The following is a 25,457-nucleotide window of genomic DNA, read 5'->3' as shown; positions in this document are numbered from 1 at the left end:
AAACCCTTAGGTTTAGCCGATGAAAATTTAGGGATGCACTTCAACCAGAGGACAACCTACTCCTGGTGGCTTTCTTGTCTTGCATTTGCATAATTTATGAGTATCATTGCAGTTTATTACGATTGCTTCGTTAAGGCCTGAGCCAACAAGGACGCATAAGCTTTAGCACCACTAGGTTTTAAATGTACTCCGTCATGCTCGAAATATGAATTTTTACCAGAGCTAGCTGCATACCAGTCAATCATTGTAATTCGCGGGTCCTGGGACGCTGCTTCGGCAAGATGCTTGTTCACAATACTCTCCCACGGCCGAGGCACACGGGTATTCACGAGTATAATATGCTTCGTATCCTTCAGACTGGCCAGCAAATTCGCTAACTGATCCTTGGTGAAAGCGCCGTTCGTGCCCAGCTCAATAATAACTGTCTTACCCAGCTGTCCGTTCTGTCTTAGCTGCTCCAGTACGGCAGGCGCCTCCGCCATCTGACGGCCGATCCGTCCATCTACAACAGCTCCCGGGAAGGAATCCTGAATGTACGACTGTACATCCAACATGACAGAGTCTCCAATGGCGGTCACACTCGACCCATCACCTGTAATAGGCGTAGCTTCTTTGGGTTTGTCCGAAGGTTCCGACGGTTTCGTAACATTATCCGTAGTACCAGCATGGACCGCCGTGTTTTTAGACATCTGGGCTTGAGACGGGACTGGGGTCTGCACCTTGCTGCCCTCGGCCCCTTGCAGCTTGATGGCTTTGGGCTCCTTGGAAGCCACGGATACCGTTCCGTGAAGCGGCGGCATCGCCTTTGCCTTTGCGACTGGCTTCTCATCACTTGATGCTGCCTGAATCGTTGCGTCAGGAGACGCCACGTACAGGTGGACGGTACCCACGAGAATACCTGCAAAAAGCACAGCCGCTGTAGTTGTAGGCATCCATCTCCACCGCGCCTGTCTACGAACCGCTGAACGGATTTCTGTGATCCAGTGGCGGAATCCTCCATGGCGAATCGGCTCCTCGATATATTTAAATGAGAGAGACGCCAGCAATACGGTAGCTAGCAATTGTAAAATGATACGCATCACATGCACGCCATCGGTATCTACTTGAGGCGTCGTTAGCGTAATAACCGGAACATGCCACAGATACAGTCCGTAGGAACGGGCTCCAATCCAGCGTAGCGGCTTGATTCCAAGGAGACGACCAAGGTGGCTTACCGGATGTGCCAACGCTGCGACCACAATAGCAGTGACCAAAGCTATGCCCAGCAGGCCGCCCCGGTACAGAGATGGGTCATATTCATTCGAGGCCCACGCCCAGTGACAAAGCAGCAGCAAGCTTATTGCACCGATGCTGTCCAGAAGCATACGCGCCTTAGGAGAAGCTTGCTCTTTCAGTTTGCCGCTTGGCCATACCAAGGCCAGCGCCGCACCAATCAGCAAAGCAAATCCGCGCGTATCCGTGCCATAATACACCCGGCTCGGGTCGCTTCCTGGTACGTAAATCACTGCCATCAGGAGTGCAGATATTAACGCCAGACAAGTCACCCAGCCTGCGAGCACAATACGCTTGGGCATGAATTTTAGCCCAAGCGCCAGTAGTAAAGGCCACAAGATATAAAACTGCTCCTCCACCGCCAGCGACCACAGATGCCCAAGCGGAGAAGGTGGGCCGAAACTTTCAAAATACGAAACCTGATGGAAGATAAACCACCAATTGCTCATATACACCAATGCGGCAGGTACATCTCCGCGCAAGGCCGTTAGCCGCGACGGATCGAAAAGCAACGAGCACAGGACAATGACAGCCACAACCGTCAACATGGCAGGCAGCAACCTTCTGGCACGACGCAACCAGAAATCTTTCATTTTAAAACTATGATATGTATCCCACTGACTCACCAAAATATCTGTAATCAGATACCCCGACAAAGTAAAAAACACGCCTACACCCAACAAACCACCCGGCAACCAATCCGGATTCAGATGATACACAATGACTGCGATGACCGCCAGCGCTCTTAATCCATCCAAACCTGGCATATAACGACGTTGTGACGGCAATTGTTTAGACTTCATTTCAGCCGCCGTCCTTCTTGCAAATTCAAGCTCCCTGTCTGTTTCAATGCTCTTCTGCCCTTTCCCTCTCCTGCACATCGTCTGTGCGATGCCCTGTAGCCTTTTCATTCATTATATAAAACTTCATAATCGTAATGATTTCAATGAAGTTAAAATTAATGACAATGTTTTTATTATATCATTCCTTTCCACAGTTAGGTAACCACTGATAGATATACAAAAAAAGGCATCTCTTCCCTTAGGAAGAAAATGCCTTTTTATTAGTATTCTATGCTCTTAAAATTTGATGATACCTGAGGTATGAAGGAAGACCAACAACATCAGGATCGGTGCAACATACCGAAGACCGAATAACCACACGTTGAACCAGAAGGGTTTGATGTTCGCATGCTCAGCCGCAGTCTTCCAGTAATAACCTGTGAATATAACAATCAACAAACCGCCTAACGGTAAGAAGATGTTGGAAGCGGTGAAGTCTACGAAATCAAAGAATGATTTATCCCCCACTTTTAATTCCGGCACCAGGCCCATGGACAATGCAGAAGGGACGCCCAGCATCAAGCACAGGACCGATACGACGATAACAGAGCGAACCCGGCTCCAACGCATACGCTCCATGACATAGGCTACTGGAACTTCCAGCAAGGATACCATAGAGCCTAATGCAGCAACCGCCAGCAGTACAAAAAACAAACCGCCGAAGAATGCACCAAAAGGCATTGCCGAGAAAGCAGCCGGTAAAGCAATGAAAACCAGTGATGGTCCTTGAGCTGGGTTAATTCCGAAGGAGAAGGTTGTAGGGAAAATAATCATACCTGCGATAAACGCATAGATTAAATCTCCGCCACCAACTGCCAGCATGGCTCCACCCAGCGATTGACGGCGATCCACGTACGCACCGTACGTGATCATAATCCCCATCCCCAGTGAAAGTGAGAAGAAGGCATGTCCCAAAGCAACCAATGCAGACTCTATGCTTAGCTTAGAGAAGTCGGGATTCAGAAAGAAGGATACGCCCGCACCAGAGCCTGGCAGCATAAGAGCGTTAATCATCAACACGAGCAACAGGATGACCTTGGCAGGAATCAAAATTTTATTGAACTTTTCAATCCCGTTTGATACCCCAAGAGTAACCACGACTGCTGTAAATGCAAAAACAACTAACAGCCAAACCAACGGCGCATACCCGGAGGAAAAAGAAGCGAACTGTCCAGCAAAATCATTATTTGAAAACAGATTTCCGCTAAATGCCTCTACGGCATAATGCAGTGTCCAGCCTCCTACAATGGCATAGAACGATAAGATAACAAAAGGCACGATAACAAACATAATGCTCATCTTGCCCCAAATCGGGTGACCGCCTACTTTTACCATTGCAGAAGCAGCACTTCCTCGACCTGCACGACCAAGCGCAAGCTCTGCTAAAAGTACAGGCAAACCAACAAGCAACAGGCAGACAATAAACAATAAGAAAAATGCAGCTCCGCCATATTGTCCTGTAATATACGGAAATTTCCATATGTTACCTAGTCCTGCCGCACTCCCGATCGCCGCCAATATGAATCCAGCAGACGAGAAGCGTTCATTTTTATCAGACAGGCTATTCTGCCCCTTGCTCAAATTCATTATATCCCCCTCATTCTCTCTACTTACGCATAAACATGAGCATGCGCACATAAATAATTTTTACTCATTATAGCGTAAGTAGGATGTAAGGTCATGCATAATTTTTCACTATTACCGGATTTATTTTCATAATGTTCCGTATCTACAAAATACAACAGAAAACTACATATTTTCTTCAACATCCTTCTTTATTATGGTCTCTCCCATGCGATTAGATACTTTTTGATAAATATACGAAATCGCCAACAGTACAACACCAAAAGAGAAGTAGGCTACAATCGTGCTCCCCGTCGTTAACAGGTGCAGATCATACAACAGCAGCTTACCTGTCGACAGCAAGGTCAAGCCCAATCCAAATCTGCGAATGTAGACCACTCGCTTGAGGAAGCCGTATACAATATACAAAATGGCCAGCAGCAAATACACCAGACTGAACACAAGACCAGCATCCCCCAGGCGGAACTGAACTCCGAGAAAGGCGGTTATGATACCCAGCAAATATACACCCATAATGACCGGATACAACTCATTGCTTCTATAATGTCGGGTCATCAGTGCGTTCAGAAAATCCCTGCTGCTGAAGAATACCAGCACATTAAAGGCTGCGAGTACCACTAACGCCACATAATCAACAGCCGTATTTTGTGCATAATTTTCATGCAAGGTTGGAACCGTTACGGTGATCACCAGTGCCAGCGCGTAGCCTATGACGTACAACGCCAAGCTGTAGTATTTAATCACCCGATCATACAGCAACCTCACCTTAGGCAGGAAATAAGCCAACACCAGCGATACGCAGGTGTACAACAACACTTTGTACAAGGTGTAATGGACAAACCCGTCGGATACAACGATGTTATACCAATGCCCGGCTTCATACAAAAGGTAGAAATACACGTTCACCAAAGCTACATATTTAAATCCTTGCATGATATGCATTTCGTACAAACGATTGTTTTTGAAAGCATTCGGACGGCTAAATTGAATCGCATAGAAGACGGTAACGATCAACATTCCCAGTGTAATGAGCGTATATTTGAGTCCAAAATAGTCTGTCTCAAATCCTGACAACAGATATATAGGGAAATCGACGAAAAAGAATGCGCCCAGACACAGTAATAAAATGCCCCAGCCAGCTCGTTCCAATTCCTTCAACCGGTAACGGTGCCCATATAATGTAAGAAGAACCGCTTCGATCAACCAGCCCATGGATAACCATCTAACTCCAAACTGGAACGGCACCATAAGGATGGCAAAGGTCAACGAAGTCGCATAAAATAATATTTTGGTTTGTTTCTCCTCTGGAATATATCGACGGACCCATTGTCCCAGACCCCCGTACACCAAGCAAAAGACGAGAGCCAGCAAGCCTTTATAATCATCCAGGCCTGCATCGCCGAACAGAGAATACAGAACGGAACAGCTCACGACTGTATTCAGAGCCAAAAGGGAGAAATCCAGCCATGAGAGTTTTGATTTTAAACGGAACGGCACCCACAGCGTCATCCCGAGGTACATCGCAAATGTAATGACTGCATACAGCATGCTCGCTACGGCACTTTCCGATAACCACGCCAGCACAATCATCAAGGGCGTATTAAGTAAAAAGCTGATATATTGCACGACGACCCACCGTTTGCGGAAGGATACAAGCAGAATCAGCAAATTTAACAGGAACAAATAGCCCATGGCGATATACACGGCGTTCCCTTCCAGTCCGTTCGCTGCCATATAGGAAAAGAGCGGGAGATATCCCCCTACTAAACCAAAAGAGCATATCGTTCGGGATTCATACCTTAATGACAGTAGCACAGCGGTCACCGTAACGAGTACGGATAAGCCTATGCCTGTATACATTCCTATGATTTCTAACAAAAAGTAGCTGTAAAAAATCGATCCGTACAACACAGAAATACCGCCGCCCAAAATACCGAGCGCAAAGGTCTGCTTCTGCTTGCGGTACAGCCACTCCCCGCCGCCCAGCATCAACGCTCCTAGCAGAAAGAAGGCCACGCCCTTCATATTTCCTGTAAACCAGTTCGAGTATGAGTATTTAAAAGCGGCTCCCACACCCAATATAATGAGAAAAATCCCCAGCTTGTTGATCCAGTTCAAGCCTAGCTTCATTTCAAACTGATTTTGCTTCATGCGCTTCTGCATCGTTTCCTCGCTGATCTCTTCTTCTCCGAACTGCTGGAACTCGCTTGCCGTCTGCTGAAGCAATTGGCGCTCGGCCTCCTGAAACCGCTCGCGTTGTTCCATGATCCGGTCACGAATCTCCTCTGAGAACAGTCGTAATCTGGCGACGATCTCGTCCTGATCTTCTTTAAGCTCATGCGTAGTTTGCTGAATAAGCTGGTCCACCCGGTTTTTAGCCCCATATTCAAAGGCTGTCAGCCGATTTTCCCCTTCTGTAGTTCTGGAGGCAAAATAGGTCTCCAGCTTTTCACGCGAAATGCGGATCATATTCGCTTTTTCACTCAGCATTTGCTCCGTCAGCGCAGTGCGCAGCTTTCCATTTTCCTGCTCAATATGTCGTACTCGCTCTTCCAAGTGAATGCAGCGAGCCTGATAATCCTCGAACTTTTTTCGCAGAACCTCATTCTCCAGAATGATATCTGAGGCTTCATAGTCCGCGATTAATGTTTGATACTCCTTGAGCAGCTTGTTCTGTTCTTGGCGGATCGTATGTAAACGATCTTTAAAATCCTCCATGTTCTCCTCCATCGCTGTCCATTTTGGTAATCATTACATTTTACATGAAATTAAAAAGGCATTATAGAGACTATAGCCCATTTTGGACGTTAAATTGGGGCTTTTACTTATATATTCTTCCAGTTTCATGTTCGCAGATGAAGTAGAATGGATATACATATGAAATAAAGCCTACCTTTCCCCTTCGCAAACATGAAATCCAAATTGAAAGGAGATATACATGTATTCAATAAGTGGCACTATAGCTTTGATAGCAAGCATGTCTATGTTTTGGCTTTTATACTATTTAAGAGTCACCCATTCCTCAGGGTTTAATGATGCTTTTTACTTATTTCCACTTATCTTAATCTTTCTTTGTATTTATTTTTATTGGAAGGATCATGATGAAAAAAGTAAGTCATAAAAAGAAATAAAGTAGAGTGTATAGTTCAGATTTATCTAAGCGTTCTAGATTTCCACAAAAAAAGGAAGAACTCCGTAGGATTCTTCCTTTCACAAAATTAATACTTTTTCATGAAAGTCGTCACAGACTTTAGGGCTTTCTGCATGTCACTTAAAATTAGCTTTCTTATTTTTTGTAATGAGTGTAAATTTTAACGATTGTTATTCTTCCTTAACATAAGTACGTCATATGCAATAATTACTTTGGTTTTATCTGTAGCCTCCGGAACATTGTAAACCACTTCATTTTGACTGAAGTTTTTTTACAAATTCATCCTTCGTTTTGATTCTGTCAGGATGACTGAGAGGGGTAAAAGAAGTGATGACTATTGATAATCTCCAAAAGTTGATGTGCGCAACCTTTTGGATTATAATAATCATGTTTATATTTTTTGGATTTATTACATAAAATTATAAAGGATGATGACAATGAATAGGGCTGCGACAGGAACAATATTCTGTTTTATATCTGCTATATTGTATTCTTCTTATTATCTTTGTGCAGCAATTACAGGAGCCGGGCAGTTAAATCCTTTTTATGCTCCGTTTGGTTCTTTAAAAGTTTTTGCCGTAATGGCTTTGATTATTGGAGTAGCTTACTTAATTATAAGTGAATATGGATATTTGAAAAAAAAGAAGAAGGCCTAGGCCTTCTTCTTTTACATTATAACTTAATAATTTAAGTACTAGAGCCTTCTTTCTACTACTGTGACTACACCTTGTACTTTACCACCCGCAAGTTTAACAGGTGATTTAATGGTAACATTTTTGATACGCTCTAATACCGTGCCCACATAATTATAACCAACCAGGTCCCCTCTAACTACTTTATAAATAGGGGTGAATTGTAGTTTCGCTTGATATCCAGGCTGAACAGTTAGAGAACTATTATAAAGATGGGTTTCAGTAGTCGACCAGCCACCTCCTAGAACTTGAGTTACTGCGTCATTCCATTTAGCGGAAATGGTCATATTCGCACTCCACGAAAAACTTTTTGACCAACCTACCATTTGCGTTAATGTGGTAGTTTTACTTGAATTTTTAATATAGTCAGTTATATCGGTTTTCTGATCTACTTGTAATTGTTGAGGATAATATGCGGATTGAATTAATTTACGCTTAAAAACAAAGTCAAGACCAGTATCAGCCATTGGACTAATCCTATTTCCGCTATCATAAACTTGAGCTGTGACTGTCTGTGGCTGTTCTTGAGAAAGGAGCTTTTGATACTCATTTAACGAGATTTCTTCCAAACCACTCTCTGTAGTTATGTAGGCTTTAACTACTTCGGGCTGTGAAGTAGCTGACTCACTAACAGCAATATTAGAATTAGTTACCTCAGCATTTGCAACAGATACAACGGGAACAGAAAATAGAGCTAATGATAGAGCAAACAATGCAATACTTTTCTTTTTCAAATAAATACCTCCAATAATATTATTTTATAGAAACTTTTTTTTGCATAGAAACTTACAAAAAAAGCGACTAACAACGCTAATAAATATGTGAGTATGTAATGTTATGTAATCGAGCAAAAAGTAGAGTGGAGAAATTTGCATGTGAAATCATATCACCAAAAATATTGAATTATTATTATAATTTTTAATCAAAGGAAATATTTATAATAATAATTGTATCACAAAACTTCTATTTTCCTACCATAAAATTCAATAATCCCCTATAAATGAATCCCCTCTCCTAGATAGCTAACCTTCCAAAGCTTTTAACAAGATTGAATTGCCATTTCCTTTAGGTCAAAGGATAGATTTTAATGGTCATTGGTTGGTTTTTGAAATTAATATATGTATCAATTCTTACCTATACCTCAAAACTTATTACTTTTTAATGTATTTTTATTTAAAAAAATCCATTATATAGAATGATTTATTAATTAGTTGAGAGGAGGAATAGTTTTGCATAAGTCGAATCTATTTCATTTATTTAAACGGAACTAGGCATAAGACAAGAAAAACAATATAGCTGATGTGGCTCTGAAAGCATGAAGATGTTTAGTTGTATCATTTGGGTCAGCTTCTTGGTCTGAAACATACGGTTGTACTGATTTATCAGTTCATCCAAAAACATAGACTGCTCAAGCACACAGGCATATCCGAAATTATATTGTTCGTACAGATCATGCAATCGTTGCCGGGCATCTTCCAACTGTTGATTTAGCGTTTCATCTGTATTCATATCACATCCGCTCCTAATTAATCTCATTTTAGGTTGGAATATGGAAATATTAATTGCTATTTTTGCAATCAAAAATCAGCATAATATAACAAAAAAGACCAGCGTTTAGGCTGGTCAGTGGTAATGAAATTAGAACCTGAATCAAGCTGTACCAGTGTGTTCTTGCAGTTTGGCTTTGCCAAGAGTTGAGTCTTTAGCCTGAACCGGTAGTACCAATACCAGTAAAAAGCTAGTAGTTACCAAGAGCAAAGCCATCTTTTTGATCGATTTCTTTCCACACTTTTTGAAGTTTTCTTCCTGTTTCAAGGACAGCATTATCGTGCACAATTCGTTAGCCGCACTCCTGCTCCAATGGTTAAGAAACCTGCGTAGAAAGGAAAGAGAGTAAACCAATCATCAAAAAAATTAATCCAACGCCTAAGGGAACTTCTGCATGAATATCCCCATGCCAAGCAGGGCGAATATGCACAGTGGCTTGGTGTGTCACAAAGCCGTATATCGCAGCTCAAAAAGTTGTTGTAGCTTGATTACCCTGCCAAAAATCCGTATACTAACAAAAAAGCAAACGATATTATGCCTATGAAGAGCATCCAACTCGGAGGCGTTTACGCCAAGGACCATACGTTAGCGTAGGATATGGCGATATGTACCTAAGTAAACCGGACCCGCCCGTTACAGCGGAGCAAAGTGGATTGGAGAGTTATGACATCTGTCATGCTGTCTGGTCAATTTGGGTGGCACCGCGAGACCAAAGCGCTCCTCGTCCCATGTGGATGAGGGCGCTTTTTGTATTTTTATCCGAAAAGGAGTGCGGTGTCATGTTGGATATCAAATGGATCAGAGAGCATCAAGAACAGGTTCAGACAGCAGCAGACGGCAAAGGAATACAGGTATCGGTCGCAGAGCTGTTGACCCTGGATGATCGGAGAAAACAGCTACTTCAGGAAGTGGAACAGCTTCGGCAGAAGCGTAATCAATGTAGTCAGGATATTGGCGCGCTAATCCATGCCGGCCAGAGTGAACAGGCAGAAGTGGCAAAGCGGCAGGTCAAAGAAATTAACGGACGACTAGATCTTCTGGAAGCCCCGCAACAGGAAGTAGAGGAACAGTTTCAACAACTCTTGCTTCTGATGCCTAATATCGTATCGCCAGATACGCCACAGGGGAGATCGGATGAGGATAATGTAGAACTGGAGCAGGTCGGGCCGGTTCCGAACTTCGGATTTAAACCAAAGGATCATATGACGCTCGGTGAGCTTCATAAGCTAATCGACGTCCCTCGGGGTGTCAAAACAGCCGGTACCCGTAACTACTATCTGACGGGAGCAGGGGTTGCATTGCATCGAGCTGTGCAGCAACTTGCGGTGGATCTGCTGACTGAACGCGGATTCCAGTTGCTGGATGTTCCGCTGATGGTACGTGCAGAGGCCATGCGCAGCACTGGTTTCTTCCCGCTCGGACTGGATCAGACGTACCGCATCACAGGAGAGGATCAGTGGCTTGTAGGCACTTCGGAAGTGCCGCTGGTCTCGTATTACAGCGGTGAGATCGTGGATGTTACGGACCCGATTCGGCTGGCAGCCGTGTCCGTATGCTTCCGCAATGAGGTCGGCTCGGCCGGAAGGGATGTGCACGGACTGTATCGTGTGCACCAGTTTGCCAAGGTTGAGCAGGTCGTCATCTGCGAAGCCAGCCTGGACGCTTCGGAACAGATGTTTCAGGAGATTACGCGCAATGCGGAAGACCTGCTTCAACTGCTGGAGCTGCCCTACCGTAAGATGGCTGTCTGTACAGGCGACATGGCGCAAAAAACCTACAAGCAGGTGGACATTGAGACATGGATGCCCAGCCGCCAGGCTTACGGCGAGACACATTCGTCGTCCCAGCTGCTTGATTTCCAGGCGCGCCGTTCCAACATCCGGTACCGCAATGCGGACGGCAAGCTGAAATATTGTTACACGCTCAATAACACAGCGGTCGCTTCGCCCCGGATTCTGATCCCGTTGCTGGAGCATCACCAGCAAGAGGACGGTTCGATCCGTATTCCGGAGGCTTTACGCCCATATATGCCGCAAGGTATGGAATTTTTGCGTACTCCCTTGTTATGAAAACAGGAGCGCACTTTGAAAAGTAGTACCCAATGAGCAGGATTTCCCATTGTAATCATCGCAAAAAAGACGAAGGACAACTATCCTTCGTCTTTTTTGATGTCCCATTGTGTCATTGTGCTTCTGCTTCCCATGCGCTGGCAGGGCCAAAGAATTCATAGTGGATATCCGAAGCAGGGATATTCCACTCTTTCAACAGGCCGTATACCGATTGCATGAATCCCTCAGGGCCGCAAAAGTAATATTGTGCGTTACGTTCCGGTATCACGGATTGCAACCAGTCCAGATCCAAACGACCTTCCTTGTGAAAAGCCTGTGCCAGCCGATCCTGCTCCGTTGGTCTGCTGTAACACCAACGAACTGCAGCCTGTGCATCATGTGTGGCGACCAGCTTTTCTACCTCATTGCGCAGAGCATGGTTATCCCCGTTGACTGCTGCGTGGACAAAGGTGATAGGCCGATGCGGAGCAGATTTCACCAAGGAAGCCAGCATACTGACCATCGGGGTTAGCCCGACCCCGCCGCTGATCAGCACGACAGGTCTGCGATCTGCCCGATCCAGCGTAAAATCACCCGCCGGTGCAGATACCTGAAGCACATCGCCCTCTTGCACCTGCTCATGCAGATACACGGATACTTTACCTGCCGGACGGGACTCTACAGCATCCTCTCGCTTTACAGATATTCGGTAGTGAGGTTGGCCCGGTGCATCCGAAAGACTGTATTGACGAATGTGGGTATTATGTTCTCCCGGAATTTCCATTTTTAAGCTTATATATTGTCCGGGCTCGAATTCAGGCAACACCTGTCCATCCTGCGGCACCAGATAAAAGGACGTAATTTGGTCGCTTTCCTTAACCTTTTTCTGCACAACAAAGCTCTTAAAGTCTGACCAGCCTCCCTGCTGCTGTCCAGCCTCCTTGTACATTTCAGCTTCCACGTCTATAAATACATTAGCGATCACACCATAGGCCTCGGCCCATGCGGCAATGATCTCGTCTGTAGCCGCATCTCCCAGTACGTCCTTGATCGCAGCGAGCAGATATTTTCCGACGATAGGATAATGCTCGGGCTTAATTCCCAAACTGCGATGCTTATGTGCAATCTGGCGTACCACCGGAAGAATTTCCTCCAGACGGTCAATGTGCTGTGCAGCCGCGTATACAGCATTGGCCAGCGCTCCCTGTTGACGTCCTTGCTTCTGATTCGCGTGATTGAATATATTGAGAAGCTCGGGATGGGCCTCAAACATCATCTGGTAAAAACGCTTGGTGATTGTAGTTCCGTGTACCTCCAAAACAGGTACAGTCGATTTGATCGTTGCAATGGTTTGCTCACTTAGCATCTTTGTATCCCTCTTCTCTCCAAAATAAGATAACAAAGGGTATTTCAATATATGTCCCATTTGTAACCCTCAATTTAAAGCAAGTATACCCACATAAAGTAACCGTTTATGTGATTCCAGTCACTTTAAATTTAAAATAATGTGAACGTGTCAATGACAAAACGCACAATTACAAACGCTTCCCACATAACTGACGAGCTTTCCCCAAAGTTTCAAATATCTATATACCTATTTTGTATGCAGTGATCAGATTTGTCCTTTCTCGTAACAACAGTTTCACCATGCTAAAGACTTCAATTTATTCCACTTGTAAACGCTTCCAATTAGGGTAAAATCGAAAATGAGGTGCCGGACAAGCCATTCCGACCCATCCTATCCGTGTTAAAGGAGGCAGATGATATCGTGAAGTGGATCAACAGCAGCAAATGGTTAGCCGCATGGATTTGTATCCTATTCGCAGTGGCCAGTGCGGGTCTTCAACCCGATACAGCACACGCCAATACAACAGGCGTTACGCAAGCAACCTACGGGACCGAGGTGAACCAAGCGCTGAATGGTTTGGACGTCGCCAATGCTGAACTATCCCTGAGCGCAACAGCAAGCACAGCCATTACGAACGGAACGGATTGGAAAGACACCGCAGGTAACCCGATTCAGGCGAACAGCGGTAATATTCTAAAAGTAGGTTCTACTTATTATTGGTACGGCGAGCACGCCGAAAACTGGAAATTTGAAAAAGTGAACGTATATACCTCAACCGATTTGAAAAATTGGTCCTTCCGCAGCAGTATTCTCACCAAAGATTCCGCCCCTGAGCTGAATTCGAGCAAAATCGAGCGTCCCAAAGTCATCTACAACAAAACCACCGGAAAATATGTACTATGGGCGCACTATGAAAATGGCACGGACTACTCACTAGGTCGTGTAGCCGTCGCTACCAGCGATACACCCGACGGAAACTTTGCCTACCAAGGCAGCTTCCGCCCGCTGAATTACGAGTCTCGTGATATGACGGTGTTCACGGATACGGACGGTAGCGGCTACCTTATTACAGCTTCCCGTAAAAATGGCGGTGCCAACGATACGATGGCGATCTTCAAGCTGACAGCCGATTATACAGGCGTGCAGTCGTTCGTTGGCTGGATTTTTGAAAATGGCTATCGCGAAGCTCCTGCTGTTGTGAAAAAGAACAATACCTACTATCTGTTCACCTCGCAGGCATCTGGCTGGTATCCGAATCAGGGCGCTCACGCAACCGCCAGTTCCATGACTGGAAGCTGGTCTGCTCTGTCGCCCTTCGGTGATCCGGCGGCTTACGGCTCGCAAATCCATTCCATCGCCACGGTTACGGGTAGCGCAGGAACCAGCTACATCTATATGGGCGACCGCTGGAATCCGCTCAATCTGAGCGACCACAAATTCATCTGGTTGCCACTAACTCTGAATGACTCCAACAAAACAGCAACCCTGAACTGGTACAGTAGCTGGGATCTGGATGCTGCGACAGGCACAGTAATCCTGCCGTCCCTTGTGAATCACGCACAGGGCAAAACAGCGACTGCTAGCTCAGCCGCATCCAGTTCTCCAGCTTCACTAGCGAACGACGGCAACGCCCAAACCTCGTGGAAGGCTGCTTCTGCATCCTGGCCCGCTTGGTGGCAGGTCGATTTAGGCAGTACCAAGACCATCAGCGAAGTGGATATTTCATGGTTTATGTACAAAGGATCTGAAGCGTATTACAAATATAAAATTGAATACAGCACGGATGGAGTTAACTACTTCACGATTGATCGCACAGGTAATACCACGTATGGTTTTACCAGTGACAAAGTCAATTTTCAAGCTCGCTACGTGCGAATTAACCTTGTAAATGCAGTGCTATTCAATAATCCGAACAACTGGTATACCCCGACGGTGCATGAAGTAAGATTGCTTAGCAATTAACTTTCACACTTGGAATATTGCCTTAATCCTTAAAAAAATATCGCACAGCTCTTGCGCAATGTTGTACCCATTTGCAGGAGCTGTGCAATTTGTGTTGAACCGCTATGTTCGAGTACCTCTCTTAGACTCCTGAAGTGTCCCATGCCGGGCAATGATGGTGAGTCGCAGATAATCAGATATCAAGCGCTGCATGATATCCTTGATATATTGCAGTCGTGATAGTAGATGCCTTAACGCAATCTCCGATTTGTGCAACATAAGGTGCACAATCAATTAACTCATCTACTACGTTTCTTCTTGGACGTTGTCCAAGCGCACAAATGACTGAAGTACCTGGAACAAAATGTTCTTCACCATTTTGATCAGCGCAAGCAACACCTTCTTGTGTAACACTCAGCCCTTTAAATCCTAAATGAACCTGAATGTTATTCTTTTCGATTTCTTTTAGCATAATCGGACGATGTCTAATATTAGCATCCGGAGCCAGCTCCGTTCTCATCTCTACCAGATGAACCGTCTTACCTTCCTGGGCAAGGTGAATTGCTGCTTCACAGCCTGCCAGACCGCCTCCCAATACGACTACGCTATCGCTGACCCTATCCTTCTCCAGATAGTAGTTATTAACAATGACTACGTTATCACCATTCAATCCAGGAATTGGAGGAACAATTGCTGCGGAACCAGCTGCGATAATTAACGCATCAGCATTTTCTTTCTCTGCATACTCTTTAGTAACAGGTGTATTCAAACGGATCTCAACGCCAGCGTCTTTAGCCAGCTTTCCGAGAGTAACACCTAATTCATACATCTCATATTTAAAAGGAATCGCCTGCTCTCCCCTCAAAATACCGCCTATCTCGTCAGCCTTCTCACATAGAATAACTTTATGTCCGCGTTTGGCTGCAGTAAGAGCTGCATAAAGCCCGCCTGGGCCTCCACCGGCTACTAAAACCTTGCGTGGATTAGGGGAAGGGTAAATTTCTGTTCCATCCATCTCACGACCAATTAATGGGTTAACTGTACAGCGTCTTGTGGATGTTTCTGCACGTTCTGCCATACAGGTGAAGCATCTCAGACATTTAATAATGTCCTCGTCACGGTTGCTCATCACCTTTCTTGGAAGCTCTGGATCAGCAAGCAGTGCGCGAGCCATTTCAACAACATCCGCCTGACCGCTGGCAATGATTTCTTCCATTTGTGCCGGGTCATTTAATCCGCCGACCGTTGCAACCGGAACACTTACATGCTTCTTAATCTCTGCTGCAAGATAAACATTACTTCCATGAGGCAAGAACATCGAAGGGTGTGTGATACCAAATCCTGTCTGATAGGTTCCTGCAGATACATGAAGCAAGTCGACTCTTGATTCGATTAATTTAGCAATTTCTATACCTTCTGTCAGACCATAGCCGCCTTCAAATAACTCTGAGCCACTCATTCTAAACTCGATTGGGAAGCCAGAACCCACAGCTTTACGAACACAGTCAAGAACCTCCTGTGCAAAACGCACCCTGTTTTCCAAAGATCCGCCATACTTGTCTGTTCTGCGGTTGAAATAAGGAGAAAAAAACTGATTAATTAACCATCCATGTCCGCCATGAACCATAATCATTTCGTAACCTGCTCTCTTGGCCAGTCCAGCACATCTACCATAAGCTGCTACAATGTCAGCAATTAGTTCTTGCGTAAGTTCCTTTACTTCTCTGCCGTCTGGACGTACTCCTGGACTGGGTCCCCACTGAGCAAGTCCTTGTTTCTTATTTTTGTCAGTCAGATAAGTTCCTGCATACTGTCCAGAATGAGACAATTCCACACTGGCAATTGCCCCGTGACGGCGAATAGCGTCTGCAGTATAGGTAAAACTAGCAAGAGAATCTACTGTCCCCAGATCCAGATGGTACATATGGGAAGCTTCCGTCTCAGGATGAACCACGACTTCGCTGACCGTAACTGACGCAGCACCGCCTTTTGCTCTTAATTCATAAAAAGCTGTAGATTTCGGCCCAATAGTGCAGTCAGCTGTAATATCTGTACCTCCCATAGGAGAGCCAAACATTCTATTTCTGAAAGTCACATTTCCAATTGTAATTGGTTTACATAGATTGGGATATTTTCTTTGCATGATCTCATGCTCCTTATCTGTATTTATTGCTATGGGTTAATTGATAGCTTTCTGATTCATATCCACAGCCATCTTCTGATTTTTTCGGGTAGTGAACTTATATACAAATGTTAGAACAAGTCCGGTTATGCCAAGTACGGCCGCAATGACAAAGGCTCTCTGATAGCTACTGTCTGTGCTGTAAACATGACTCATAATCGATGGGCCAAAGTATCCTGCTGTTGCAAATCCAATAAACATAATTCCATAATTCACACTATTATTTCTCACACCAAACTGATCGGCAGTAAATCCAGGAAATACCCCCATCAGTGCACCAAAACATAAACCAATAACTGAAATACCAATATAGAATGTCAACACACTACCTTCGCCTGAAAAATAAAGCAATGTGAGCCCTATGACCGAAAAGACAGAAGAAAAAGCCAGGGTATTGATTCGACCGATTTTGTCCGAAATATAGCCTGCAACGATTCGTCCGCCCGTGTTAAACAATGCCAATACGGAAACAACTGTCGTAGCGGCTGCCGCAGACATACCAATCATTTTCTGAGCTATAGGAGAAGCTTGTGATGTACACATGAGTCCGGCAAAAGCACCACACATTAATAACAAGATCATGATATAAAACAGAGGGCTTGAGAGCATGCCTTTCCAGTCTTTGTCGTTCTGAATAGAACGGCCAACATTTACAGTCTTGGGTGTCCATCCTGCAGGAACAAAGTCAGATGGACATTTCTCAATGAAGAAAGAAGCAGCACATACAATAATAAGAAATGCTATACCGATGATAATGAATGCTGATGTCACACCAGACCTACTGATTAAACTATTGGCAATAGGAGGTATAATAACTGAGCTTATTCCATAAGCAGCCGTTGTTATACCGCCAACTAGTCCTCTTTTGTCAGGGAAAAACTTAATAGAGTTGCTAATTGTGCATCCGTAAACCATTCCCGTTCCTAGGCCGAGTACGATACCGTAAGCCAATACCAGGTAACCTACAGATGTTGCAAATCCTGATAAAATCATACCGCCTCCAAATAGCAAGCCCCCTACAAAGATCACTTTCTTGGGCCCGAATCGATCATTAATCCAGCCACCTGAAATCATCGTGATAGGACCTACCGAATTTGTAATCGTAAATGCAATAGCCAAATTCCCCGGTGTTAAACTAAGTCCTGTGACGCTGCTCAAATATTCTGCCATTGGGGCAGAAAATACACTCCACGCGTAAATTGATCCAATACACAGATTAATAAAACAGCTTGCAATCAGAATAATCCATCTCTTTTTTGTAAGTTCCACTGAGATCTTCTTCTCCCTCGTCGTTGTATTGTGAAATCATTCACATATTTCGAAATAATATTAACACGTGCTTTGCAATATATCAACAGGAACATGTATGTAGTTATATGTTCTATTAAATATGTTTTCAATAATATATCAATCTTATTGTGGACTCGCTAAATATGTTATACTTAACCAATAAACGACGAAAATGTTAGGAAGAGTGCCTTATGAGAACTTTAAAATATGCCATTCTGGGCTTGTTAAATAAAGAACCTATGACTGGTTATGATATAGGTAAAGAATTCAGTAAAGATTTAGGCGAATTTTGGACTGCAAAGCATAGTCAGATCTATCCAGAATTAAAAAAACTGCTTAATGAGGGACTTATCGTCTACGAGATCCAAATTAGCGGAGAAATTTTAGAAAAAAAATTGTATTCGATTACGGAGAAAGGCAAAGAAGATTTTTTACAATGGCTAAAAAAAGCAGAGCCTATTGAACCCACTCCCAAAGATGTGTTTAAGCTGAGAATGTATTTTTCTAATCATCTGGATATAACAACCCGATTATATTTGTTGGAACATCAGCTGCTTCAACATCAAGATAGGCTGGAACATTTACGCAAAAATAAAGAACGTTATGAAACTATTCCTCCTCTTGATAGTGATAATTTTGGCGATTATCTTGTATTAGATGGTGCTATTTTACGCGAAACTATAACCATACAATGGATAGAAAGTTTTATTGCTTATTGTAAAAAATAAAGCATCTCATTTTCCCTTAAACTTATTGTAAACACAAAAAAGCATAAGGATTCGAGAATATGTAGCTCGAACCCTTATGCTTATTTTTTTACTAATCAACGCATTCGATTCACTGTGGTAAACACAAATTTATCGTACCGATGCCGCGAGAACGAGTATTCAAATGGTATACCTGTATCCAGATAACCCACCTGCTCAATTTCCAAGATTGGATCATCCGCTGCGCAGTCCAAATGCTCACGATCCAGTTCCGTTGACTTGGATGCCCGGATGGTACGGTGTGAACCGACAATATTAAGTCCCAGCTCCTCCTTAATATGTTTGTACACCGAGCCGTACAGCACCTCCTCTGTAATACCGCTGATCAGCTTCGTGGGCATGTATGTGCGCTCGATAACGTAGGGCTCACCCTCCACGACACGCAGACGGATCACATGATATACAGGAGAATTGGCATCAATAAATAGATGGGTCGCTACCTCTTCGGATGGAAATTGAACGTCAAAGGCGACGATTTTATTTTTGATCTCTTTCCCGCGCAGTACGTTGGTTAACCCCAGCATTTCATTTACGACAACGTTAACAGGGCCATTGTGAACTGATTTGACGATAAAGGTTCCGTGTCCTCTTTTACGATTCAGCAACCCGTCCATCACCAAAGTGTCCAATGCCCGCTTAATCGTCATCCGACTTACACGAAACTCCTTTGCCAGTGAGATCTCATCGGGAATCGGATCATCACTGCTATAGGTCTTATTCATAATCCGCTCTTTGACCTCTTGTGCAATCCGCTCGTATTTGTTCATCTGTCTACCACCTGTACTAAAAATTGTTTTATGTCAGCATTTTACCAAAACATCGGTAGCGCTGGTTCCTTTTGTTCTGCAGGCGGGACGTTAAGGTATTACGGTATAAGTAAGTATACCGAACATTATACTTTCTCACCAGCGGCGTACAGCACAGTTCTTTGACGATGATGAAGAAAAAAAGGCGGTCCAGAGGACCACCTTAGAATCCGTTATTCTCGATCACCTGTTTGAACCAGTGCCCACTCTGTTTAACGGATCTCTTGCCACCGTCCTGAAGATCGACAGACACAAAACCATAGCGATTCTTATAAGCATTCGTCCAGGACCAATTGTCCATAAACGTCCATAAGTGATAGCCCTTCACATTGGAGCCTTCTGAGATCGCTCGTTGGACCCATTTGAGATGCTCACGGATAAAATCAATGCGATAGTCATCGCGGATCATGCCCTGTTCATCTCTGAACTTTTCTTCACCTTGAACGCCCATTCCGTTTTCCGAAATGAAGCATTCAATGTTGCCATAATTTTCTCTGACATTGGTCAGAATGTCGTAAATGCCTTTCTCATAAATCTCCCAGCCCCGCATTTCATTCATCTTGCGACCAGGCATGACGTAATAATCGAAGAAACGTTCCGGCACAAAAGGCGCATCCGGGTTCGGCAGACTTTCGCGAGCCTTGACTCTGCGTGGCTGATAATAGTTAATCCCCAGCAGGTCCACAGTGCCCTGGCGTATGATCTCCCGATCTCCGTCTTCCATGCTTGGTACATATCCCTCTTGGCGTAACAGCTCCACGAGCAAAGGATTGAATTCTCCCGTCACAGATGGGTCTAAAAAGGAACGATTAAAGAACGCATCGCATATTTCAGCAGCCTGCACGTCTGCCGGGTGCTGACTACGCGGATAAGTTGGCGTCAGGTTCAAAATAATTCCGATTTTGCCCTTATAACCGCCTTCTCTGTAAGCCTTAATGGCACTGGCGCTCGATAACAGGGTATGATATCCCACCTGTACGGCTTTACCGAAATCCACTTCATTCGGATAGTGGAAATCGTACAGATAGCCGCCTTCCACCGGGACAATCGGCTCGTTATGTGTAAACCATTTGGCTACACGATCCCCGAATAGCTCAAAGCAAGTGTTAGCATAATCCACGTAAGCCTCGACCGTCTCCCGGTTCACCCAGCCTCCACTTTCCTGTAAAGCCATCGGCAAATCAAAATGATACAAATTCACAAACGGCTCAATACCCGCCTGATGCAACTCTTCAATGACGGCATTATAGAATTGAACCGCCTGCTGGTTTATTGCACCTTTCCCTGCCGGAAACAGACGCGACCAGGAAATAGAGAACCGGAAAGAGTTGTGACCAAGCTCTTTCATGAGTGCAATATCTTCTTTGTAACGGGTATAGAAACGGGACGTTTCGCCAGGTCCAACCCCGTCATAAAAACGGTTCGGCTCCTGCTCAAACCAATAATCCCAAATGTTCGGTCCTTTGCCGTCTCCCTCCACGGTTCCTTCTGTTTGGGTAGCCGAAGCCGATGAGCCCCACCAGAAGTCGGATGGAAAACGGTATTGAATGGTTTGCTGCTCTGTATCTTTCATTTCGGTATGATTCACAGCTCTACTCCTCTCTCTTTTGCAATGAATAAGCTGCTAATCTAGCAGCTTATCCACATTACATTCCAACAGTTTGATCCTTACCAGCAATGGCTGCTTGGCTAAGCTCCTCTTCCTGCTCTTTACGAACGTTCATCCGGTCAATAATTTTCAGGAACGGGAACCAGATGACAAAGACGACAGCCATATTAAACAACTGCAGCACGCCACCCATCAGGGAGCCCGTAGCCATCATTCCACTAAAGAACAACGGCATCGTCCAAGGAACCTGTATTCCGTTTGGCGGCGGCACAATCCCAGTGGTCATGGCAAAGTAAGTAATCAGCGTAACGATCATTGGAGAAATAACCCATGGAACAAAAATAAGCGGATTCATCACAATCGGCAGACCGAATATGACGGGTTCGTTGACATTAAACAGACCCGGTCCAAGGGCCAGCTTACTGACCTGCTTCAATTGCTTACTCTTCAGGAAGATCAGAATCGAAAGCACGACAGCCAGTGTCATACCTGTACCACCGATACCTACGGTGTAAATATCCACAAACTGCTTGGTGATGATATGCGGCAGTTCTGCTCCTTTGGAGTACGCTTCATAGTTTTCAAGTGCCAGCGTATTCCAGATTGGGTCCATAACCGAGTTAATAATAATTTGACCATGAAGCCCAAAGAACCATAAAAGCTGAACAAAGAAAATAGCAATCAATGTAGGTATAATGCCACTGCCCAAATGCACCAGAGGTGCCTGTACAGCATGATAAATCAGATCATGCAGGTTATTATGAAGGGTCAGTGTAACTACAACATTAATGATCAAAAATATGCCCAATGTAATACATGCCGGAAGCAAAGCGGCAAATGATTTGGCAACTGCCGGCGGAACGCCTGGAGGCATTTTAATGACAAAATTTCGTTGCGTCACCTTTCGGTATATCTCTGCCGCAATAAAAGCGACGATCATACCAAGGAACATGCCTTTGGCACCAATCCGATCAACCGGAATGACACCAGCAATCGTGGCACCGCTTTCTTGTGTCAACACAAACGGGGTGAGCATCAAGAAACTAGCCAACGCAATCATGCCGCCAAATATGGGCTCGACCTTATAACTTCGAGATAGGTAATACCCAATCCCGACGATTACAAATAAGGTCATGATATTCAGTGTGGCATTAGGCGCAATGTTCAGCAGACTGCTAAAAGTCGCATAATTGCCGTCGCCCATCCACCCTTTTAGAAACGGCAGATTGATAATAACGACGATAATGGAGCCAAAAACCGTTAATGGAAATGACAGCATAAATGCATCACGCAGTACAGTAAGATAGCGGTTGTTGTTCAGTTTACCGGCAATAGGTATCAGTATCCGGCTTAATTTTTCAAACAAAGCCTATTCCTCCCCGCGAAGTGACTTGCATCAATAGGGTTGCAAGCTTTTCATGTCCCAAATTTCTCAAACTTACATGTTCCGTTATAAATTTCTGGATTTGAACAGTTCCAGCAATTCTAGAACCAGATCCTTCATGGTAACCGTGGACATCAGATGATCCTCGGCATGCATTAGAAGGAGCGAGAAAGGAGTTTGGGTACCTCCCGCTTCCTTCTTAACCATTTGAAAATGGATATCATGCGCAGCACGTAAATCCTGCTTGGCTTGTTTGAGCAGTTCGTCCGCACCTTCTACATTCTCATTTCGATATTCGGTCAGCGCCTGAATTACTTTACTGCGAGCGCTTCCACTATGAAGAATAAGTTGGAAACTAATTTGCTCTTCCGTCAGTTCAGCTATATTGACTTTATCCATTTTTGCGTTCCACCAGCTTCACTGCTTGCTCATAGGCTTTCTTACCGTCAACCATCCCGTATGCCATCATGTCAATCACTTCTACATGAATACCATATTGGGCTGCTTCCTTTTCCAGCTGTCCTTTAAGAAAACTCATTTGCGGGCCAATCAATACTGCGTCAGCCTTAGCCATATCTTCTGCCGCCTGATCTTGACCTACTGCCCAAATTTCAGCCTCGTCTCCAATGGACTTAGCATAATCCTGCATCTTAGTAACCAGCAAACTTGTAGACATACCTGAGCTGCACGCCAGCAAAATTTTCTTCATGATTGTTCCTTCCCTTCAAGGTCTGATTGGATGTTAAGTACTAGAAAACGTTTACAGCGTAATTATAAATCCAGTCTTTTGATTTGTCTATACATTTAATTTATATGTATAGACTTTTTTTAAAATGACACTGTTTCTTCACTTTTTTTCTTGAAAATGAACGTGATCTCTTATCTTTAATCTCTCAATAGTAATCGATTTTCACTATAAGAGGTTCTGCCAAATGATATGTTATTCGATTCTGTAAAATGCTAACATGAGCTTACGGAGTAACTTGATAGCCCCTCCGTAGCCAAAGAATAGCTGGGGTGAGAAGAGATGAGTAGAGATGAGAATAGCAAGTGTCATACTTGGAAGCAGGGCTTTCTCATGTGCCGAAAATTAGAAAAATTTAGAATATCAAGAAACATTCCTACATTTTTATCGTCTATATTATGGAAGACCTTACGTATGAGGGTAAGATTTTTCGAAGCCTGAAGTTAAAAAGTCAACTCACAAAGGAGCTTATGCATGTTAAAAAAGTTAGGATTAGCTGCATTGATTCTGGTTACTAGCCTCTCCGTTATTGGAACAGGCTGGGCCGCATCCAGCACAACAACCATTGAAGTTTCTAAAACTGCTCTGGATTACAACGTTGCTCGCCCGCTGAGCGATGGTGCTTTTCATGATGGCTTATTAGCCGCTGAAACATCTGCTGGAAACCTCGTGTATTACAATTCCAAAGGAGAGAAAGCTTTCTCACTTCCCGCCGAGCTTAAACCCATTGGTGATTTTCATGAGCAGCGAGCCGTAGTCAAAAATACAAAAACCAATCTCTATGGATACATTAACACCAAAGGGGCACTGGTCATCCCTTGCCAATATACCGAAGCCAATTTCTTTTCTGAAGGAAAAGCAAAGGTAACCATAGCAGACACCAAAGAAAATGCAATTATAGATCGAACGGGAAAAATCCTTTCTCATTTTAAAGAAAATGTGGAGTCAGAATATGTATTTACAGACGGTCTGGCCCTCGCCTACGCCCCTAACACCGGTAAGATCGGTTTTGTGAATGCCTCTGGTCAACTAGCGATTCCTTATAAATACAAATACAGTCGTGGTTTCTCGAATGGCTTGGCTATTGTTCAGAATAGCAAAGGGCTATACGGATATATCAATACAGTAGGGAAAGAAGTCATTCCTCCTCAATATAAATCTGGCGGAGACTTTTCGGAAGGATTGGCCCCGGTGCAAAATACCAAGGGGAAATGGGGATTCATCAATAAACAGGGAAAAGTCGTGATTCCCTTTAAATTTACAGATGCCCAGGATTTTAGTGAAGGCCTGGCGAGTGTGAAAAATGCAAAAAACGAAGTCGGATTTATTAATAAAAGTGGAGCACTGGTCATTAAATATCAACAAAAATATGATGTTACTACTCCGTTCAAAGAAGGCCTTGCTTTAGTCGGTAAACAAACACAATCATCCGTCTCAGACGGCAAATTCGGTTACATCAATCGTCAGGGACAACTGCTGACTAAACTTGAGTACAGAGTGGAATCCTCCTCCTTCTCCAATGGCTATGCTGTTGCTTTTATCAAGCCAGGCAAAGCGTTCATTGTATCTAAACATTCTGTTTCGAAATAAAAAAACGACCCTGGAGGCAGATCGAATGGATCTGCTTCCAGGGTCATTAGATTGCCGATATCTCGAATCCAATTAGTCGTGTGTGTAGAATTTCACTCCAGGCAAATCTGCTGCCACCCACGAGTAGTTAATAGTGTTACTGTTATAATTTTTTGTCCCCGCCTGAGCAACCTGTACCTCTTTCAAAATCGTAATCGATGAACCCTTCGGTCTGACAACGACTACATGACCATGACCATCCGCTTTTTTGATACCGATGGTAGGATACCCTAGATTTGCTCTTTTTTGAGCATCCTGAAAGGTTACAGAGTCCCAGCCCGGCGCCTTTTTATTCAGTAAAGCATCAGCCATTTGATTGGCTAAGCCACTTGGCAGGGAAGCCGACATCGCAGACATCACATCTTGTGCAAAAATATTACACTTCGTTCCACCTACTGGCGAATACTTTTTGTTCGTTTCTACCTTAAAACCGTCAATTACAGACGCGTAAGTACTTGCACTTCTAGCCATTGAAATTCCCCCTGAATATAAGCTGTAGAGGAAATGACGGAGTCGCTTGAACATCTGAATGGCTCCACATTCATTGATGTTGGCCTCAATTCCCTCTCAACTATTAGGGTGATTTCCGGCTTACTTTAACAACGTAATATGCAAAGAA

Annotated in this window: 19 protein-coding genes; 5 read left to right on the top strand and 14 right to left on the bottom strand. The window is 44.2% G+C overall.

What is annotated here, in order from left to right:
• Positions 1 to 116 precede the first annotated feature (116 nt).
• The 3 genes from NLX82_RS14145 to NLX82_RS14135 all read right to left on the bottom strand — a co-directional run bounded on the left by NLX82_RS14145 (position 117) and on the right by NLX82_RS14135 (position 6,416).
• On the bottom strand, positions 117 to 2,075 hold the full coding sequence (locus NLX82_RS14145; RefSeq protein ID WP_254348350.1) for an acyltransferase family protein: 1,959 nt from the start codon (positions 2,073 to 2,075) through the stop codon (positions 117 to 119).
• A gap of 276 nt (positions 2,076 to 2,351) precedes the next feature.
• Positions 2,352 to 3,701, bottom strand: a complete 1,350-nt coding sequence (locus NLX82_RS14140) for a sodium-dependent transporter (protein WP_013312591.1) — start codon at positions 3,699 to 3,701, stop codon at positions 2,352 to 2,354.
• Between the two features lie 162 nt (positions 3,702 to 3,863).
• The gene (locus tag NLX82_RS14135; RefSeq protein WP_254348348.1) at positions 3,864 to 6,416 is read right to left on the bottom strand and encodes a DUF2339 domain-containing protein; all 2,553 of its coding nucleotides are present in this window, start codon (positions 6,414 to 6,416) and stop codon (positions 3,864 to 3,866) included.
• A gap of 870 nt (positions 6,417 to 7,286) precedes the next feature.
• Between NLX82_RS14135 and NLX82_RS14130 the strand changes: the two genes are divergently transcribed.
• Complete coding sequence (locus tag NLX82_RS14130; RefSeq protein ID WP_053326394.1) at positions 7,287 to 7,505, top strand: hypothetical protein; 219 nt, start codon at positions 7,287 to 7,289, stop codon at positions 7,503 to 7,505.
• A 38-nt stretch (positions 7,506 to 7,543) separates the two neighbouring features.
• Here NLX82_RS14130 and NLX82_RS14125 read toward each other — a convergent pair whose 3' ends face one another.
• Both NLX82_RS14125 and NLX82_RS14120 read right to left on the bottom strand, forming a co-directional pair.
• Positions 7,544 to 8,275: a hypothetical protein gene (locus NLX82_RS14125; protein WP_053326395.1), complete on the bottom strand. Its 732-nt coding sequence runs from the start codon at positions 8,273 to 8,275 to the stop codon at positions 7,544 to 7,546.
• Between the two features lie 523 nt (positions 8,276 to 8,798).
• Entirely contained in the window at positions 8,799 to 9,050 is a 252-nt protein-coding gene (locus NLX82_RS14120) for an aspartyl-phosphate phosphatase Spo0E family protein (RefSeq protein WP_053326396.1), read from the bottom strand.
• Positions 9,051 to 9,868: 818 nt separating this feature from the next.
• Between NLX82_RS14120 and serS the strand changes: the two genes are divergently transcribed.
• Positions 9,869 to 11,158, top strand: coding sequence for a serine--tRNA ligase (serS, locus tag NLX82_RS14115; RefSeq protein WP_053326397.1), 1,290 nt, complete (start codon positions 9,869 to 9,871; stop codon positions 11,156 to 11,158).
• 112 nt (positions 11,159 to 11,270) lie between these two features.
• On the opposite strand, the gene hmpA is transcribed toward serS, so the two are convergent.
• Entirely contained in the window at positions 11,271 to 12,503 is a 1,233-nt protein-coding gene (hmpA, locus tag NLX82_RS14110; protein WP_076156632.1) for an NO-inducible flavohemoprotein, read from the bottom strand.
• 402 nt (positions 12,504 to 12,905) lie between these two features.
• Between hmpA and NLX82_RS14105 the strand changes: the two genes are divergently transcribed.
• Positions 12,906 to 14,447 carry a family 43 glycosylhydrolase gene (locus NLX82_RS14105; protein ID WP_254348346.1) on the top strand — a complete coding sequence of 514 codons (1,542 nt, stop codon included), beginning with the start codon at positions 12,906 to 12,908 and terminating at the stop codon, positions 14,445 to 14,447.
• Between the two features lie 172 nt (positions 14,448 to 14,619).
• Here NLX82_RS14105 and NLX82_RS14100 read toward each other — a convergent pair whose 3' ends face one another.
• The gene (locus tag NLX82_RS14100; RefSeq protein WP_023990959.1) at positions 14,620 to 16,569 is read right to left on the bottom strand and encodes an oxidoreductase; all 1,950 of its coding nucleotides are present in this window, start codon (positions 16,567 to 16,569) and stop codon (positions 14,620 to 14,622) included.
• Positions 16,570 to 16,605: 36 nt separating this feature from the next.
• Positions 16,606 to 17,877, bottom strand: a complete 1,272-nt coding sequence (locus tag NLX82_RS14095) for an L-lactate MFS transporter (protein WP_023990960.1) — start codon at positions 17,875 to 17,877, stop codon at positions 16,606 to 16,608.
• Between the two features lie 212 nt (positions 17,878 to 18,089).
• On the opposite strand from NLX82_RS14095, the gene NLX82_RS14090 reads away from it, so the two are divergent.
• On the top strand, positions 18,090 to 18,626 hold the full coding sequence (locus NLX82_RS14090; protein WP_068939140.1) for a PadR family transcriptional regulator: 537 nt from the start codon (positions 18,090 to 18,092) through the stop codon (positions 18,624 to 18,626).
• A gap of 95 nt (positions 18,627 to 18,721) precedes the next feature.
• On the opposite strand, the gene NLX82_RS14085 is transcribed toward NLX82_RS14090, so the two are convergent.
• The 5 genes from NLX82_RS14085 to NLX82_RS14065 all read right to left on the bottom strand — a co-directional run bounded on the left by NLX82_RS14085 (position 18,722) and on the right by NLX82_RS14065 (position 23,173).
• On the bottom strand, positions 18,722 to 19,432 hold the full coding sequence (locus NLX82_RS14085; RefSeq protein ID WP_023990962.1) for a GntR family transcriptional regulator: 711 nt from the start codon (positions 19,430 to 19,432) through the stop codon (positions 18,722 to 18,724).
• 202 nt (positions 19,433 to 19,634) lie between these two features.
• Positions 19,635 to 21,044: a glycoside hydrolase family 1 protein gene (locus tag NLX82_RS14080; protein WP_254348595.1), complete on the bottom strand. Its 1,410-nt coding sequence runs from the start codon at positions 21,042 to 21,044 to the stop codon at positions 19,635 to 19,637.
• Positions 21,045 to 21,117: 73 nt separating this feature from the next.
• Positions 21,118 to 22,446, bottom strand: coding sequence for a PTS cellobiose transporter subunit IIC (gene celB / locus NLX82_RS14075; protein ID WP_023990964.1), 1,329 nt, complete (start codon positions 22,444 to 22,446; stop codon positions 21,118 to 21,120).
• An 84-nt stretch (positions 22,447 to 22,530) separates the two neighbouring features.
• A complete protein-coding gene (locus tag NLX82_RS14070) occupies positions 22,531 to 22,863 on the bottom strand; it encodes a PTS sugar transporter subunit IIA (protein ID WP_013312602.1) in 333 nt (110 codons plus the stop codon).
• A complete protein-coding gene (locus NLX82_RS14065; RefSeq protein ID WP_013312603.1) occupies positions 22,856 to 23,173 on the bottom strand; it encodes a PTS sugar transporter subunit IIB in 318 nt (105 codons plus the stop codon). Before NLX82_RS14065 ends, NLX82_RS14070 begins: the two co-directional genes overlap by 8 nt.
• 510 nt (positions 23,174 to 23,683) lie before the next feature.
• Here NLX82_RS14065 and NLX82_RS14060 point away from each other — a divergent pair.
• Entirely contained in the window at positions 23,684 to 24,799 is a 1,116-nt protein-coding gene (locus tag NLX82_RS14060; RefSeq protein WP_068939142.1) for a WG repeat-containing protein, read from the top strand.
• Positions 24,800 to 24,871: 72 nt separating this feature from the next.
• On the opposite strand, the gene NLX82_RS14055 is transcribed toward NLX82_RS14060, so the two are convergent.
• Complete coding sequence (locus NLX82_RS14055; RefSeq protein ID WP_023990966.1) at positions 24,872 to 25,309, bottom strand: hypothetical protein; 438 nt, start codon at positions 25,307 to 25,309, stop codon at positions 24,872 to 24,874.
• Between the last annotated feature and the right edge of the window lie 148 nt (positions 25,310 to 25,457).

Origin of the sequence: Paenibacillus sp. A3M_27_13, assembly GCF_024213315.1 — a bacterium.
Lineage (GTDB): Bacteria > Bacillota > Bacilli > Paenibacillales > Paenibacillaceae > Paenibacillus > Paenibacillus polymyxa_B.
Note: the sequence above shows the minus strand (reverse complement) of the source record. Positions and strands in the feature narration are given on the sequence as shown.

Excerpts from the sequence above, each read along its gene's own strand:
- NLX82_RS14145 (WP_254348350.1), bottom strand. The coding sequence starts at position 2,075 with ATGAAGTCTAAACAATTGCCGTCACAACGTCGTTATATGCCAGGTTTG.
- NLX82_RS14140 (WP_013312591.1), bottom strand. The coding sequence starts at position 3,701 with ATGAATTTGAGCAAGGGGCAGAATAGCCTGTCTGATAAAAATGAACGC.
- NLX82_RS14135 (WP_254348348.1), bottom strand. The coding sequence starts at position 6,416 with ATGGAGGATTTTAAAGATCGTTTACATACGATCCGCCAAGAACAGAAC.
- NLX82_RS14130 (WP_053326394.1), top strand. The coding sequence starts at position 7,287 with ATGAATAGGGCTGCGACAGGAACAATATTCTGTTTTATATCTGCTATA.
- NLX82_RS14120 (WP_053326396.1), bottom strand. The coding sequence starts at position 9,050 with ATGAATACAGATGAAACGCTAAATCAACAGTTGGAAGATGCCCGGCAA.
- serS (WP_053326397.1), top strand. The coding sequence starts at position 9,869 with ATGTTGGATATCAAATGGATCAGAGAGCATCAAGAACAGGTTCAGACA.
- hmpA (WP_076156632.1), bottom strand. The coding sequence starts at position 12,503 with ATGCTAAGTGAGCAAACCATTGCAACGATCAAATCGACTGTACCTGTT.
- NLX82_RS14100 (WP_023990959.1), bottom strand. The coding sequence starts at position 16,569 with ATGCAAAGAAAATATCCCAATCTATGTAAACCAATTACAATTGGAAAT.
- NLX82_RS14090 (WP_068939140.1), top strand. The coding sequence starts at position 18,090 with ATGAGAACTTTAAAATATGCCATTCTGGGCTTGTTAAATAAAGAACCT.
- NLX82_RS14085 (WP_023990962.1), bottom strand. The coding sequence starts at position 19,432 with ATGAACAAATACGAGCGGATTGCACAAGAGGTCAAAGAGCGGATTATG.
- NLX82_RS14080 (WP_254348595.1), bottom strand. The coding sequence starts at position 21,044 with ATGAAAGATACAGAGCAGCAAACCATTCAATACCGTTTTCCATCCGAC.
- NLX82_RS14070 (WP_013312602.1), bottom strand. The coding sequence starts at position 22,863 with ATGGATAAAGTCAATATAGCTGAACTGACGGAAGAGCAAATTAGTTTC.
- NLX82_RS14065 (WP_013312603.1), bottom strand. The coding sequence starts at position 23,173 with ATGAAGAAAATTTTGCTGGCGTGCAGCTCAGGTATGTCTACAAGTTTG.
- NLX82_RS14060 (WP_068939142.1), top strand. The coding sequence starts at position 23,684 with ATGTTAAAAAAGTTAGGATTAGCTGCATTGATTCTGGTTACTAGCCTC.
- NLX82_RS14055 (WP_023990966.1), bottom strand. The coding sequence starts at position 25,309 with ATGGCTAGAAGTGCAAGTACTTACGCGTCTGTAATTGACGGTTTTAAG.